This is a genomic window from Mesorhizobium sp. WSM4810, assembly GCF_055811235.1.
In genome coordinates this window covers 1-13311 of the sequence record NZ_JBVVQV010000021.1, presented here as the reverse complement: position 1 = coordinate 13311, position 13311 = coordinate 1, and the positions used below count along the sequence as shown (strand labels likewise).

Genomic DNA, 13311 nt, shown 5'->3' with positions numbered 1-13311 from the left:
TCGCATCCGCCGCCCCAATGGTGCTCAAACGATCGTGTCGAAGAGCCGCAGGATGAACGATATCTGGTAGACGAGGGCGGCGGCGACAAAGGCGATGTGAAAGCGACGGTCGCCGAAGAAGCCAGCTAATCCCGCAGGAAATCGCCCATCGATAGCGGGTTTCCCGGCCAAAATCGTTCATCGAGCGCCTGCTTGGATGTGAATGGAGGTTCGCCTGGAAAGTGAGATTTCCTGAGACCCGTTTCCCTGACCGCGACAAGCAAAGCGTCTTTATATGCCTCGTCGAAAATCTGGGCGGGATATCGGCGAAGACTCGGGCTGTCCTTGATGATGTTTCCGATCCAGATCCGCTGTTCGGAAATTGACGACTGCCAACTATGACTTCGATGGCCGGGTTGGAATTCCCATTTCAGGAGATGTGCAAGCAGCACCTCCATCCGACTGCGAATTTCTCGTTTGTCACGTCTCCCCAAGCTCTCGATCTCCTCGGCAAGATTCTCACGATCGAGGTCGGAGAAACGAGCTTCGCGCAACAATGCGCTTTGCTCGGCGCACCACTGGACGTAGTCCGCTTCGTAGGGAGTGAGGGCCCTGAGACGATCAATCCTGTTCATGAGGCCCATCATGCCGCAATTTCGAGACAATCGCAAAACGGCACGTGAGAGCCTTGGACAACTGAGCACCGAATTTGACGCCCCGCCAACAGGGCGTTTGTAGGGATCAGAACAAAAAGTACCTCTGCGCCATCGGCAGCACGGTGGCCGGTTCGCAGGTGAGCAATTCGCCGTCGGCGCGGACCTCGTAGGTTTCGGGGTCGACCTCGACATGCGGGGTGGCGTCGTTGAGCACCATCGAATGCTTGCCGATGCCGCCGCGGGTGTTGTCGACGGCGACCATCTGCTTGTCGACGCCGAGCCGGCCGCGCAGGCCGGCATCAAGCGCGGCTTTCGAGACAAAGGTCACCGACGAATTGGTCATCGCCTTGCCATAGGCGCCGAACATCGGCCGGTAATGCATCGGCTGCGGTGTCGGGATCGAGGCGTTGGGATCGCCCATCGGGGCGGCGGCGATCATGCCGCCGACCAGCACCATGTCCGGCTTGACGCCGAAGAAGGCCGGGTTCCACAGCACCAGGTCGGCGCGCTTGCCGACCGCCACCGAGCCGATCTCGTTCGACAGGCCGTGCGCGATGGCCGGGTTGATCGTGTATTTGGCGATGTAGCGGCGGACGCGGAAATTGTCGTTGTCGCCGGTCTCCTGCGGCAGCGAACCGCGCTGGCGCTTCATCTTGTCGGCGGTCTGCCAGGTGCGGATCGCCACTTCGCCGACGCGACCCATGGCCTGGCTGTCCGACGAGATGATCGAGAAGGCGCCGATGTCGTGCAAAATGTCTTCGGCGGCGATGGTCTCCTTGCGGATGCGGCTTTCGGCAAAGGCGATGTCTTCGGGGATCGACGGCGACAGATGATGGCAGACCATCAGCATGTCGAGATGCTCGGCCAGCGTGTTGACGGTGTAGGGCCGCGTCGGATTGGTCGACGACGGGATGACGTTGGGCAGGCCGCAAACCTTGATGATGTCGGGCGCATGGCCGCCGCCGGCGCCTTCGGTGTGGAAGGCGTGGATGGTGCGGCCCTTGATCGCCGCCACCGTGTTCTCGACAAAGCCGGACTCGTTCAGCGTGTCGGTGTGGATCATCACCTGCACGTCATAGTTGTCGGCGACCGACAGGCAGCAGTCGATTGCCGCCGGCGTGGTGCCCCAGTCCTCGTGCAACTTAAGCGAGCAGGCGCCGCCCAGCACCATTTCTTCAAGCGCGGCCGGCAACGACGCGTTGCCCTTGCCCGACAGGCCGATGTTCATCGGGAAGGCGTCGAAGGACTGGATCATGCGCGCCAGATGCCACGGCCCGGGCGTGCAGGTCGTCGCCAGCGTGCCATGCGCCGGTCCGGTGCCGCCGCCGAGCATGGTGGTGATGCCGGACATCAGCGCTTCCTCGATCTGCTGCGGGCAGATGAAGTGGATATGCGCGTCGAAGCCGCCGGCAGTGAGGATCTTGCCCTCGCCAGCGATGATCTCGGTGCCGGGACCGATGACGATGGTGACGCCGTCTTGCATGTCCGGATTGCCGGCCTTGCCGATCTCGGCGATGCGGCCGTCCCTGAGGCCGATATCGGCCTTGAAGATGCCGCCTGAAGCATCGATGACCAGCGCATTGGTGATGACGGTGTCGACCGCGCCTTGGGCGCGGGACACCTGGCTCTGGCCCATGCCGTCGCGGATGACCTTGCCGCCGCCGAATTTCACCTCTTCGCCATGCAGCGTAAAATCCTTCTCGACCTCGATGAACAACTCGGTATCGGCGAGCCGTACCTTGTCGCCGACGGTCGGGCCGTACATCTGCGCATAGGCCGCGCGGGTGATTCTAGCCATCAGCAATTGCTCCCGAAATACGGCCCCAAATACAGCCTCAAGACACAGCCGGTCGAAGCCCGGCCCCACATTGTCGCCATCCTATGGTCACGCAATGACCCGCTGGGCGACACCTTCCGATCCCATTTAACGTTTGAGGTGGCGAGGTCACCCCAAAACGACCGTTTGCCAATCGATGGAAAGGAAGATCCATGCGCAAAACGATATCTCTCGCAGCCGCCGCCACCCTGCTGCTCGCGACCGCTGCCAGCGCCCAGCAACAGCCTGCGCCCCAGCCTGCCGAGCCGCCGGCTTCGCCCGCTCCCGCAGCACCCGGCGCTCAGCCGGCTGCGCCGGCGATCCAGACCGTCAACGTCGTCGACATCGAGGAACTGCCCAAGGAAACGCAGACGAAGGTCAACGAAGTGATCGCCAAGCGGGGCGAGGACGGCCTGCAGAAATTGCGCAGCTCGATCGACGCGACGCCTCAGGTCAAATCCGCGCTCGAAGCCAAGGGACTCACCTCGGCGCAAGTGATCGCCGCCAGCATGGACGCCAACGGCTCGCTGACCTTGATCACCAAGAAGGCGAGCTGACGACGCGCTGTGGCGGGCCGGCACAAGGTCGGCCTGCCGCATCGGGGAGGGAACCTTCGCAGGGCGGAATACGTTTCGACTTTTTGGCCTAGAAACGGGTCTCGAAAGAGGCTCTGAGAGCGAGCGATGGCGATCACCACCTTCCCCGACACCCGATGGCTGCATATGATTGCCGCAACTGCGTTTCTTGCGGCGAGCGTTCCCCAGGCCGGGCTGAATGCGCAGGGCCTTGAAGGCCCCGAGACCCAGAACAAGATCATCGGTTCGGAGGTCGGCCAGGAAGAGACCAACACGGCTGTCGAGGCCGGTAAAGTCACTACGGCGATCGAGCGGACGCGTGAAAACATCGGCGCGGTGCGCAAGACATCCAAGCTCGACAAGGTCGATATCGTCTTCCTCACCGACGCCGCGCGCACGGAAGGCGGGCTGCCGCCGGCGATCGAAAGCAAGGTCGAGCAGCATCAGGAGGACATTGCGGAACTGCGCGACGAGATCGAGGCTAACGCATTGCTGTTCAACGCCATCGACTCGCGACGCGTGCAGACCGAAGACGTTCTCGCCGTCGAATTCGACGATCCTGGCAAGGTCGTCATCTACGCGGCCGCCAAGCCGCCCGACTGAGCCGAAGCCGCTCGACGCTTCTGATCTCACAGCGCGCCCATGGGATGTCACAACGCGCCCATGATCTTCTGCTGGAACCCGTAGACCTCGCGTTTGCCGCCGAGCGGCACCAAGGTGACGTCGCGCTCCTGGCCGGGCTCGAAGCGCATCGCGGTGCCGGCGGCAATGTCGAGGCGCATGCCGCGCGCCTTGTCGCGATCGAATTTCAGCCCCTCATTGGTCTCGAAGAAATGATAGTGGCTGCCAACCTGGATCGGCCGATCGCCGCTGTTGGCCACCTTCATGGTGATGGTCGGCTGGCCCTTGTTGAGCTCGATGTCGCCGCCTGCCGTGATGATTTCGCCCGGGATCATCGCCAGCCTCACAACGCGCCGAAGCCGAGGCCGGCGGCGAGCAGCAGGATCGCCGAGAGGGACGTGCGTTTGATCGTTGCGGGGACCATCGATATGCCTTTCACTGTCAGCATCGTGCCGTCACGCGGCGTTGCGGGCCGGGCCGCAGCCTTCGGCCTGGAGCACGCGCTTTGTCGAGGCGGGATATTTGTTCAGCATCGCTGCCGGGCGGATCGGGCGCGCTGAAAAATTGCCGTCGCAATTCGGGCAGACGCCGCCCAGCACGTTTGCCGCGCAATCGGCGCAGAAGGTGCACTCGAAGGTGCAGATCAGCGCATCCGTCGCTTCAGGCGGCAGGTCCTTGTCGCAGCATTCGCAGTTGGGGCGCAGCTCAAGCATTTTTCTCACCTCGCCTTATCGGCCCTCACCGTATCGGTTCATGCACGGTCACCAGCTTGGTGCCGTCGGGAAACGTCGCCTCGACCTGGACGTCGTGGATCATCTCGGCGATGCCCTCCATCACCTGCGCGCGGGTGACGACGTGGGCGCCGGCCTCCATCAGCTCGGCGACCTGGCGGCCGTCGCGGGCACCCTCGACGACGAAGTCGGTGATCAGCGCGATCGCCTCCGGGTGATTGAGCTTGACGCCGCGTTCGAGCCGCTTGCGCGCCACGATCGCCGCCATGGCGATGAGCAGCTTGTCCTTTTCCCTTGGCGTCAGGTTCATGCGTTTCCCCGCAACAGCATAGTCAGAATGGCATAATCGGAATCAGAGTGACCATAATTTGGGCAGACCGGCCAGTCCGTTGAGCAATTCGACGAGCGGAACCAGCCGCTTGCGGAGCTGGTAGCCGTCCTCGGCAAACAGCCTCGCAAGAAGCTTGCCAGATTTCTTCACGCTCCAGACGCTGGCGTCGCCCTGGCCGCCGATGATGTCCCGGGCCGGATCGAGCAAAGCCTCGACCCGCGGCGAGATCATCAGCACCGTCGCCATGGCAATGGCGCCGCCGGCCACGGCCGAACCGCCCAGAATCGCGGCTATGTCCGGCCCGATGCGGAAATCCTCGGCATGAACCAGCGCTCCGTCCTGACTGACCCGCCAGCGGTCGTGGAAATTGCCGTGCGCCGCGCGTTCGCCCATGGCGAGGCGGCCGAAGACGGTCGCCTCGAGCACCAGCGCCTCGGCACCGGCGGCAAGCTCCAGGTCGAGCCTGCGGGCGAAGGCCGAGCGATCAAAGACGATGGTTTCCTGCGGCAGCCAGGCGATGCGGCCGCCGGCGCCGACGGTCAGCTTCACCCGCACCTCGGCACGATCGGCCGCGGCGCGGTAGACCTTCTCGCAGGCCTGGGTGGTTATGCTGGCGGAGGCGCCGGCGCCGACATCGACCTCCCAGCCGAGGCGGTCGCCGCCGGTCAGCCCGCCGGCGGTGTTGATCAGCACGGCTTCGAGCGGATCGGCCGAGACGGCCGGCATGCGGATCTTGGCGGAACCATCCTGATAAAGCCGCCGAAGACGCGTGCGGCCGCCATTCCTGTCACAGGCAAGCCGCGCCGTCCCGGCGACGCGCTGCGCCGGCGGCACAAAGGTCAGGCCAGGTTCGATCATATCCATGGTGCCAACGATAACCACAGCGCCGGCTTTGTCGACATATAAGCTTGTTGCTTGACAACGTTTCGGTTTCTATAGAGGAGCCGTCTTGGTACGGTCACACAGCGCCTGGCGGGATAAAAGGCGATGATGACAATTTGAGCCTGGGGAAAAACAGGCGCCGATCCGTTGGCGTCGGGGAACGACAAGGGTTGGGGAAGGAACCGAATGGCTGACCAGCTGGCAACGGACATCATCGAGAAGATCAAGGCCCATGCCGAGCCGGGTGGCGAAGAAATCACCACCAGCACCGAACTGACGTCACTTGGCATCCATTCGCTGGAACTGACGGAGATAATCTTCGACCTCGAGGAACAGTATGGCATCGAGATCGAGATGAACACGGTCGATGCCTGGAGCAATTTGAAGAACGTCGGCGACATGGTCGAGGCGGTTCGCGCACTGATCGCGAAAAAGCCTGACTGAATGCACAAGCGCGTCGTCATTACCGGCATCGGCGGCTTATGCGGGCTCGGCACCAATGTGCCGGCGATCTGGGACGAGATGCGCGCCGGCCGCTCGGCCATCGGCCCGATCGTCAATTCGGAGCTGCATGACCTGAAAATCAGGGTCGGCTGCGAAATCAGGACGCTTCCCGAGCACGGCATCGAGCGCAAGCAGGTCGTGTCGATGGACCGTTTCAGCCTTTTGGCGACGATTGCCGCGCGCGAGGCCGCGCAACAGGCCGGGCTAAGCTTGCACGCGGCCAATACCTACCGGATGGGCTCCATCGTCGGCGTCGGCGTCTGCGGCTGGGAGGCGATCGAAGAGAGCTACCGCGCCATCCTGCTCGAAGGCAAGAACCGCACCGGCATCTTCACCGTGCCGAAAGTGATGCCGGGCGCTGCGGCCGGCCATGTCAGCATGAATCTAGGCCTTCGCGGGCCGGTCTTCGGCATCACCTCGGCCTGCTCCTCGTCCAATCACGCCATTGCCTCGGCAGTCGACCAGATCAGGCTTGGCCGCGCCGACGTCATGCTCGCCGGCGGCACCGATGCGCCGCTGGTCTGGGGCATCCTGAAAGGCTGGGAGGCGCTGCGGGTGCTGGCGCCCGACACCTGCCGGCCGTTTTCGGCCGATCGCCAGGGCCTGGTGCTCGGCGAAGGCGCCGGCATGGTCGTGCTGGAAACTTTTGAGCATGCCATGGCGCGCGGCGCCACTATACTTGCCGAAATTGCCGGCGCCGGCCTTTCCGGCGATGCGTCCGACATCGTCGCGCCGACCGTCGAAGGGCCGGAGGCAGCGATGCGCTTCTGCCTCGTCGATGCCAGGCTCAACCCGGAGGACATCGACTACATCAATGCGCATGGCACCGGCACCAAGGCCAACGACCAGATCGAGACGGCGGCGATCAAGCGTGTCTTCGGCGACCATGCCCACAGGCTTTCGATCTCCTCGACCAAATCGATGCATGCCCACTGCCTCGGCGCGTCGGGCGCGCTGGAGTTGATCGCCTGCGTGATGGCGATCCGCGAAGGCATCGTGCCGCCGACGGCCAATTTTCGTGAAACCGACGCCGAATGCGATCTCGACATCACGCCGAATGTAGCGCGCGAGCGTAAGGTGCGCGCGGCGATCAGCAACGGCTTCGCCTTCGGCGGCACCAATGCGGTGCTGGCGTTCAAGGCGGTCTGACCGCAGCCGGTTCCCAGCTACGGCGAGACTTCTTTGCCACGCGCTGCCGCGCGAAAAATCCCCGCCCAGGAGTTTCGATGACCGACCTGTCCGCCTTTCCGATCGCCACGCGCTGGCCGGCCAGCCATCCCGACCGCATCCAGCTCTATTCGTTCCCGACGCCGAACGGGGTAAAAGTGTCGATCGCGCTGGAGGAACTCGGCCTGGCCTACGAGGCGCATGCGGTGAACATCGGCAAGGACGAGAGCTGGACGCCGGAATTCCTGTCGCTGAACCCGAACGGCAAGATCCCGGCGATGATCGATCCGGACGGCCCGGGCGGCAAGCCGATCGGGCTGTTCGAATCCGGCGCCATCCTGCTCTATCTCACTGACAAGACCGGCCGGCTGATCCCGGCCGACCGGGCGCGACGTTACGAAACGATCCAGTGGGTGTTCTTCCAGATGGCTTCGATCGGGCCGATGTTCGGGCAGGTCGGCTTCTTCCACAAATTCGCCGGACGCGAGATCGCCGACAAGCGACCGCTGGCGCGCTATCGCGACGAATCACGGCGGCTGATCGGTGTGCTCGAGACGAGGCTGACGGGCCGCAGCTGGATCATGGACGACGATTACACCAGCCGATATCTCGATGCTGGGCTGGGTACGCAATCTGATCGGTTTTTACGAGGCAAGGGAACTCGTCGGCTTCGACGATTTTTCCCATGTCGCGGCATGGCTGGAGCGCGCCCTAGCCCGGCCCGCGGTGCAACGGGGTCTTGCTATCCCCGCACGGGGCTAGCGCATCGGCGCAGGCGCCGAAAACCGGCTATTTTGCCTTGGTTTTGGGTTTCGAGCCGCCCTTGCCCATGACGGAAGCGGCGAGGGACGCAGCGGTCTTGGCGGTGGCGACAACCGCGCCGGCCGCGACATTGGCCGTCGTCTTTACGGTGCGCATCGCGCTGTCCGCCATCGAGCCACCACTTGCCGACTTCCTCGATCTGGCCGGTTTTGCCGAGGTCTTGGCTGCGGTCGGTGTCACTTTCTTCGGTGCTGCCTTGCCAAAGGTAGGTTTTGCATCCTTGGAGCGGGCGGCGACAGCCGGGCCGGCACCCGTCTTCGATTCGGTTGCCTTTGCCCCAGTTGCCCTGGATCGAGTCGCCCTGCCCTTGCCGGGCGCAGGCTTTCTTGCCTTGGTTGCCATCGGAGTAGCCATCGGACAGTCTTCCTCATGTCAGCATTATTGCCGTATCTGACATAACGGCCGGAAAGTCCTAAGGTTCCGGCGTGGGTGGTCCTTGCAAATCAGGCGTTATCGCCGATCACCAGATCGGCGGGGCGGCGGCGGGCAAGCACGCGGTCGATGTTGGGCATGTCGTTGGAGGCGATCCAGGCGCGGGCGTCGTCGTCGGAGCGGCCATGCTCGTGCCACCGCTCGAGCAGCCGGCGCTCGAGCTCGGCGCGCGGGACATCGACGAAAACAGAGAAATCGAACAGCGGCGCCAGCCGCGACCACGGTTCCTCGTCAAGGAGCAAATAATTGCCTTCGACCAGGATGAACTTGGTGTCGGCGGCGATGATCGACGCGGCCGCGCGCGACAGCTCCATGCTGCGGTCGAACACCGGAATGGCGATGTCGGGCTCGGCCGCGCGGATGCGCTTCAGCAAGGTTTCGAAGCCGGCAAAGTCAAAGGTTTCCGGAGCGCCCTTTCGCGCGCGCAGGCCGCGCTGCTCGAGCACGACATCGTCGTAATGGAAGCCGTCCATAGGAACGATTTCGGCCGCGCCTTCCGGCAGCAGCTCATGCAGGCGGGCCGACAGCGTCGACTTGCCGGCGCCCGGAGGACCGGCGATGGCAACGACGAAGCGCCGCGCCTTGCCGGCGCGCTTGAAGATGGTGGCGGCGAGGTGGGCAATCTCGGACATGCGTGATTCCGGGTGATAATTTCGGCTGCATCTTGGCGATAGTTGGCGGAAATTTCAAACCCGGGACTCGACGCAGAATTTTGACTGTCCGTTGGCAAGTGGCAAAGCTCTAGGATTGGCCGAAACGATCCTTTGATCGCTGAGGGACAGCGCCCCCCTCTGTCCTGCCGGACATCTCCCCCACGAGGGGGGAGATTGGCCTTCATCACTGATTTCGCCAACTACCAGCCTTGCAAAAAGGACGCTGTCCGCGAAGCTGCCTATCTCCCCCCAAGTGGAGGAGATGTCCGGCAGGACAGAGGGGGCGCGAAGGATCGCTACAGAGCGCTTTTTATTCTGAACCGCCGCGTTCCTCGGCTGATGTCACGGCATGGATCCCAGGGTCTCCGCGACGTCGCTTCGCTCCTGCTCCGCCCTGGGATGACGAAGAGGTGGGGAGGCGAGCGCTCAACCTGGCACCGACCTGCCAATCCGCAGGAAATCGCCGTCGAAAGCGACATCCCGCGTCGAACCGTCGGCCGCCATGAGGCGCATATGCCCCTGCGCGGTGGCGATATCGCGCGGCGGCTCGCCGTCCATTAAGGGCAGTGCGCCGATGACGTGGCGGAACGAGACGTTGCCGCCTTCGCCAAGGGCAAAGGCGGTCGCCACCCCTTCCCGCTTCAGCCAGTTGTCACCCAGCGACGCCGCATGGCCGAGCGCGGTGCGGCCGTCCTCGATGCCGAGCACGCCGCGATGGCGGCCGCTCCAGGGCGCGTAGTCGCGCCCGCCATTGCTGATCCACAGCATGGTGACCGGCAGCTCGGCCGGGTTCTTCAGCACCACAATGAGATCGGCTTCCGCCTTTCGCGCCAGCGCAGTCCAGCCCGGCCCGCCATGGTCGGCCTCGACCAGCGTGACGAAATCCTCTCGGCTCTGGTCCATGCGATAGTCGGTCAGGTCGAGCGTGCCGCCATCGGCGGCGGGAAAACGCGTCAGGTCGGTGGAACGCGCGGGATAGGCGAAAAGAAAGCGGCCGCGGGCCGGATCGGGCTCGAGCGGGTCGTCCGGCGTTGCCGCAAACCGCTTCGGCGAAAAGGCCAGCCTGCCGCCGTCCGTCATCACCGTCATCGGATGATGGGCGACGGAAATGCCGCCGGAACCGCCGGAAAAGACATGTTCCTGGTAGAGAAAGGGATGGTCGTCGCGCAGGGTGAGAATCTTGTCGAGCGTCGCGCCCATGACTTTTTGCTGCAGCCTGAAAACCGCCCGCCAGCCTTCGCCGGTCGCCGCGGAGGCGACGACATCCCAGCGGCTGTTGGCCGGCCACCCGTGCAAGGGCGCCTCCTCGACATCGCTGCGCGAAAACGGCGCGCATAAAAAATCGCCGGACAGGCGAACGGTGCCCTCGGGCAGGTCTGGCGGCAGCGTCTCGCGCGGCTCGTCGATCCACGGCGCGCGATGCAGCGGTTTTAGCCGGCGCCCGTCGATATCGACCGTCATGTGGGCGAGATGGCCGACGTTGAGATCGACCGTTACCGAAATGCCGTTTGCCTTGATCGTCAGCGTATCCATGGCGCACCTGCTGATTCTGCCGGCGCCAGCAAACCCGCTCGGTGCCGGTTGCGCAAGCTGGGTGATGGGCATTTCATGTCAGGCCGAAACTCCATGTGGAGCTCAATGTCGATCGTCGGCGCTGCCCCTCATTGCCCTGCCGGGCATTTCTCCCCGTATAGTGACGGGGAGAAAGGGGCTGGCCGCAAGGCTGGCGCCACTTCTTGCGAACGCTGGTGATTGGCGAAACCGCCGATGCCAGCCCCCTCGCCCCGTCACTATACGGGGAGAGGATGCCGGCAGGCAGGTGAGGGGCGGCGCCAACGCCAGGAGCAGGGTGATTTCAAACCCGAAGCGATTGCCGTGAACACCGGCATTAACCAAATGGACGGCGCCATTGGGTTAGGCTAGTTTCCCACTCGTTTCAGCAACAGCTTACCTTCAGAATGTCCAAACCGCGCCTCTTTCCGCTCCTCCAAAGATTTGTCGCGGCGTTTGCGCTGCTGGTGCTCGTTGCCGGCTGCGCGACGACGCCGACGGAGACCATGCTGGCGGTGCCGGCGCCGGCGCAGAAATATGCGGCTGTTGTCATCGACGGCAGCAGCGGCAGGACGCTGTTCGAGGCCAACTCGACGGCGCCGCGCTATCCGGCGTCGCTGACCAAGATGATGACGCTCTACCTGCTGTTCGAGGCGCTGGACCAGGGCCGCGTCAGCAAGGCGACGCTGATCCCGGTCTCGGCCAACGCCGCCAGGCAGCCGCCAACGAAGCTGCGCTTCCGGCGCGGCGAGACGATCGACGTCGATTCGGCGATCCGGGCGATCACCGTCAAATCGGCCAATGACGTGGCGGTCGCCGTTGCCGAATATCTTGGCGACAGCGAAGACGCGTTCGCCGCAATGATGACGGCCAAAGCGCGCCAGATCGGCATGCGCAGCACCGTCTTCCGCAACGCGTCGGGCCTGCCGGACGCCGGCCAGCTGACGACGGCGCGCGACATGGCGGTGCTCGGCACGGCGCTGCGCGCCCGCTTCCCGCAGCATTTCCACTATTTCTCCGAAAGCGACTTCATGTTCCGGGGCAGGCTGGTGCGCGGCCACAACGACATGCTCGGCCGCGTCCGCGGCGTCAACGGCATCAAGACCGGCTATATCAGAGCCTCAGGCTTCAACATCGTCACCTCTTACGATGCTGACGGCCGCCGGCTCATCCTCGTGGTGATGGGCGCTGACAGCGCGCGTCAGCGCAACGACCACGTCGAAGCGCTGATCCAGCGCAACCTGTCGCCGGCGTCGAACACGACGACGCGGTTGCTGTATGCCGGGGAGCAGTGAGGGGCGGACGAAATGCCAGGCATTTTCGAATGACGAATGCCCTGAGTCTGCGAGGCCGCGCAGCGACCGGATGTGGCGCGAACCGATGGCCCAGCGGGACAACTTTGCGGCGCCGGCCACTTGCCCGTTGAAGCCTGCGCCGGCTTCCGCTAAGAAGCCGTGGCTGGCCGGTTCACCGGCTGGTTCGTTTTCCGGATCTCGATCCTGAAGGCACCCGTAGCTCAGCTGGATAGAGCGCTGCCCTCCGAAGGCAGAGGTCACAGGTTCGAATCCTGTCGGGTGCGCCAATAAAATCAATGGCTTAGGTTATAATCGATGATTTCCTTCTTCGAGTTGGTGCCAAACGGTGCCAGAATGTTGCCGAGGGCATGAACGGCGATTGCTTCACCGGGATGCTGGGTTCCGCTCGCTCACCGAGGCGATCGACACCACCACGCCCGCTGGCCGCATGATGATGCAGATGGTCGGCAGCTTCGCCGAATTCGAGCGTGCCATGATCCGCGAGCGGACAAGCGCAGGGCTGGCTCGCGTTGGTGGGCGACGGCGCAAGCTCGATGACAAAAAGCGGCGTGAGATCGCCGAGTCCGTCATTTCGGGCCGCAAGTCTGGGGCCGAAATGGCAAGGCTATATGACGTGAGCGAGCCAACCGTCTCAAGAATCGTTGCCGAATTTCGCCAGCAGGAGGCACATGAAGCACTGGAATGACTTGGCTTGAATGACCGGGGTGGTGAGCGGTCGCCCGTTCTGACCAGCACGAACGAGCATCTTGCGCCACGACCGGACGTCGAGCACCGTGACCCCGAAAGTCAGCTTCGCACTCCACATCCGGAAATTCCAGGCCCAACACCGTCATGGATTGTTGGATAGGAATCCTCTACTTTTTCGGAGGGAGGAACCGAGCATGGAGCGTCGCCTCGCCGCAATTATGGACGCTGACGTGGTCGGCTATTCGCGTCTGATCCGGTCCGATGAGGATGGCACGCTCGCGGCGCTCAAATCTCTGCTTACTGACCTCATTGGGCCCAAAATCGCGGAACATCATGGGCGCGTCGTCAAGTTCATGGGTGATGGGGTGTTGGCAGAGTTCGCCAGTGTCGTGGAGGCGGTGAGAGCCGCCGCCGAGATGCAGCAGGCTTTAGCTAAACGCAATGAAGTCTTACCGAAAGGGCAACGTATCGAGTTCCGCGTCGGCGTAAATCTGGGCGACGTGGTGATCGATGGCGACGACATCCACGGAGACGGTGTCAACGTCGCGGCCCGTTTGGAGGGATTGGCGGAACCGGGCGGTGTTTGCG

General features: G+C 63.7%; 17 protein-coding genes, 1 tRNA gene and 1 pseudogene. 10 read left to right on the top strand and 9 right to left on the bottom strand.

Annotated features, from left to right (window positions below; all coding sequences use genetic code 11):
- Window positions 1-125 precede the first annotated feature (125 nt).
- Entirely contained in the window at window positions 126-614 is a 489-nt protein-coding gene (locus AC0L3O_RS25185; protein ID WP_287258866.1) for a DUF29 domain-containing protein, read from the bottom strand.
- 106 nt (window positions 615-720) lie between these two features.
- Window positions 721-2433, bottom strand: coding sequence for an urease subunit alpha (ureC, locus tag AC0L3O_RS25180; protein WP_473616927.1), 1713 nt, complete (start codon window positions 2431-2433; stop codon window positions 721-723).
- Window positions 2434-2624: 191 nt separating this feature from the next.
- Here ureC and AC0L3O_RS25175 point away from each other — a divergent pair, with 191 nt between their 5' ends.
- Window positions 2625-3008 carry a hypothetical protein gene (locus AC0L3O_RS25175; protein ID WP_128244699.1) on the top strand — a complete coding sequence of 128 codons (384 nt, stop codon included), beginning with the start codon at window positions 2625-2627 and terminating at the stop codon, window positions 3006-3008.
- A 126-nt stretch (window positions 3009-3134) separates the two neighbouring features.
- Entirely contained in the window at window positions 3135-3629 is a 495-nt protein-coding gene (locus tag AC0L3O_RS25170; RefSeq protein WP_473616925.1) for a hypothetical protein, read from the top strand.
- 47 nt (window positions 3630-3676) lie between these two features.
- Here AC0L3O_RS25170 and AC0L3O_RS25165 read toward each other — a convergent pair whose 3' ends face one another.
- The 4 genes from AC0L3O_RS25165 to AC0L3O_RS25150 all read right to left on the bottom strand — a co-directional run bounded on the left by AC0L3O_RS25165 (window position 3677) and on the right by AC0L3O_RS25150 (window position 5573).
- A complete protein-coding gene (locus AC0L3O_RS25165) occupies window positions 3677-3982 on the bottom strand; it encodes an urease subunit beta (protein ID WP_027152187.1) in 306 nt (101 codons plus the stop codon).
- Window positions 3983-4102: 120 nt separating this feature from the next.
- On the bottom strand, window positions 4103-4360 hold the full coding sequence (locus AC0L3O_RS25160; protein ID WP_473616924.1) for a DUF1272 domain-containing protein: 258 nt from the start codon (window positions 4358-4360) through the stop codon (window positions 4103-4105).
- Window positions 4361-4385: 25 nt separating this feature from the next.
- Window positions 4386-4688: an urease subunit gamma gene (locus tag AC0L3O_RS25155; RefSeq protein ID WP_023801505.1), complete on the bottom strand. Its 303-nt coding sequence runs from the start codon at window positions 4686-4688 to the stop codon at window positions 4386-4388.
- Between the two features lie 42 nt (window positions 4689-4730).
- Entirely contained in the window at window positions 4731-5573 is an 843-nt protein-coding gene (locus tag AC0L3O_RS25150; protein ID WP_473616922.1) for an urease accessory protein UreD, read from the bottom strand.
- A 204-nt stretch (window positions 5574-5777) separates the two neighbouring features.
- On the opposite strand from AC0L3O_RS25150, the gene AC0L3O_RS25145 reads away from it, so the two are divergent.
- The 3 genes and pseudogenes from AC0L3O_RS25145 to AC0L3O_RS25135 all read left to right on the top strand — a co-directional run bounded on the left by AC0L3O_RS25145 (window position 5778) and on the right by AC0L3O_RS25135 (window position 8024).
- Window positions 5778-6035: an acyl carrier protein gene (locus tag AC0L3O_RS25145; RefSeq protein WP_023801503.1), complete on the top strand. Its 258-nt coding sequence runs from the start codon at window positions 5778-5780 to the stop codon at window positions 6033-6035.
- Window positions 6036-7244, top strand: coding sequence for a beta-ketoacyl-[acyl-carrier-protein] synthase family protein (locus tag AC0L3O_RS25140; protein WP_473616921.1), 1209 nt, complete (start codon window positions 6036-6038; stop codon window positions 7242-7244). It abuts the gene before it with no gap.
- A gap of 77 nt (window positions 7245-7321) precedes the next feature.
- Window positions 7322-8024, top strand: a pseudogene (locus AC0L3O_RS25135) (glutathione S-transferase family protein).
- A gap of 27 nt (window positions 8025-8051) precedes the next feature.
- Here the strand turns inward: AC0L3O_RS25135 and AC0L3O_RS25130 are convergent.
- Entirely contained in the window at window positions 8052-8180 is a 129-nt protein-coding gene (locus AC0L3O_RS25130) for a hypothetical protein (protein ID WP_280810605.1), read from the bottom strand.
- Between AC0L3O_RS25130 and AC0L3O_RS25125 the strand changes: the two genes are divergently transcribed.
- The gene (locus AC0L3O_RS25125) at window positions 8155-8478 is read left to right on the top strand and encodes a hypothetical protein (RefSeq protein WP_473616960.1); all 324 of its coding nucleotides are present in this window, start codon (window positions 8155-8157) and stop codon (window positions 8476-8478) included. The two genes, AC0L3O_RS25130 and AC0L3O_RS25125, sit on opposite strands and share 26 nt — an antisense overlap.
- A gap of 49 nt (window positions 8479-8527) precedes the next feature.
- Here the strand turns inward: AC0L3O_RS25125 and AC0L3O_RS25120 are convergent, their stop codons facing one another.
- Window positions 8528-9148: a nucleoside/nucleotide kinase family protein gene (locus AC0L3O_RS25120; protein WP_473616919.1), complete on the bottom strand. Its 621-nt coding sequence runs from the start codon at window positions 9146-9148 to the stop codon at window positions 8528-8530.
- A gap of 447 nt (window positions 9149-9595) precedes the next feature.
- Complete coding sequence (locus AC0L3O_RS25115; RefSeq protein WP_473616918.1) at window positions 9596-10702, bottom strand: hypothetical protein; 1107 nt, start codon at window positions 10700-10702, stop codon at window positions 9596-9598.
- 425 nt (window positions 10703-11127) lie between these two features.
- Between AC0L3O_RS25115 and AC0L3O_RS25110 the strand changes: the two genes are divergently transcribed.
- From AC0L3O_RS25110 to AC0L3O_RS25095, 4 genes are all read left to right on the top strand, one after another.
- Complete coding sequence (locus AC0L3O_RS25110; RefSeq protein WP_473616917.1) at window positions 11128-12015, top strand: D-alanyl-D-alanine carboxypeptidase family protein; 888 nt, start codon at window positions 11128-11130, stop codon at window positions 12013-12015.
- A 210-nt stretch (window positions 12016-12225) separates the two neighbouring features.
- Window positions 12226-12302 (top strand) — tRNA-Arg (locus AC0L3O_RS25105).
- A gap of 59 nt (window positions 12303-12361) precedes the next feature.
- Entirely contained in the window at window positions 12362-12721 is a 360-nt protein-coding gene (locus AC0L3O_RS25100; protein ID WP_473616915.1) for a recombinase family protein, read from the top strand.
- A 196-nt stretch (window positions 12722-12917) separates the two neighbouring features.
- Window positions 12918-13311, top strand: a 394-nt coding sequence (locus tag AC0L3O_RS25095; protein ID WP_473616914.1) for an adenylate/guanylate cyclase domain-containing protein, incomplete at its 3' end; no start/stop codon positions are given.

Excerpts from the sequence above, each read along its gene's own strand:
- AC0L3O_RS25185 (WP_287258866.1), bottom strand. The coding sequence starts at position 614 with ATGAACAGGATTGATCGTCTCAGGGCCCTCACTCCCTACGAAGCGGAC.
- ureC (WP_473616927.1), bottom strand. The coding sequence starts at position 2,433 with ATGGCTAGAATCACCCGCGCGGCCTATGCGCAGATGTACGGCCCGACC.
- AC0L3O_RS25175 (WP_128244699.1), top strand. The coding sequence starts at position 2,625 with ATGCGCAAAACGATATCTCTCGCAGCCGCCGCCACCCTGCTGCTCGCG.
- AC0L3O_RS25170 (WP_473616925.1), top strand. The coding sequence starts at position 3,135 with ATGGCGATCACCACCTTCCCCGACACCCGATGGCTGCATATGATTGCC.
- AC0L3O_RS25165 (WP_027152187.1), bottom strand. The coding sequence starts at position 3,982 with ATGATCCCGGGCGAAATCATCACGGCAGGCGGCGACATCGAGCTCAAC.
- AC0L3O_RS25160 (WP_473616924.1), bottom strand. The coding sequence starts at position 4,360 with ATGCTTGAGCTGCGCCCCAACTGCGAATGCTGCGACAAGGACCTGCCG.
- AC0L3O_RS25155 (WP_023801505.1), bottom strand. The coding sequence starts at position 4,688 with ATGAACCTGACGCCAAGGGAAAAGGACAAGCTGCTCATCGCCATGGCG.
- AC0L3O_RS25150 (WP_473616922.1), bottom strand. The coding sequence starts at position 5,573 with ATGGATATGATCGAACCTGGCCTGACCTTTGTGCCGCCGGCGCAGCGC.
- AC0L3O_RS25145 (WP_023801503.1), top strand. The coding sequence starts at position 5,778 with ATGGCTGACCAGCTGGCAACGGACATCATCGAGAAGATCAAGGCCCAT.
- AC0L3O_RS25140 (WP_473616921.1), top strand. The coding sequence starts at position 6,036 with ATGCACAAGCGCGTCGTCATTACCGGCATCGGCGGCTTATGCGGGCTC.
- AC0L3O_RS25130 (WP_280810605.1), bottom strand. The coding sequence starts at position 8,180 with ATGCGCACCGTAAAGACGACGGCCAATGTCGCGGCCGGCGCGGTTGTC.
- AC0L3O_RS25120 (WP_473616919.1), bottom strand. The coding sequence starts at position 9,148 with ATGTCCGAGATTGCCCACCTCGCCGCCACCATCTTCAAGCGCGCCGGC.
- AC0L3O_RS25115 (WP_473616918.1), bottom strand. The coding sequence starts at position 10,702 with ATGGATACGCTGACGATCAAGGCAAACGGCATTTCGGTAACGGTCGAT.
- AC0L3O_RS25110 (WP_473616917.1), top strand. The coding sequence starts at position 11,128 with ATGTCCAAACCGCGCCTCTTTCCGCTCCTCCAAAGATTTGTCGCGGCG.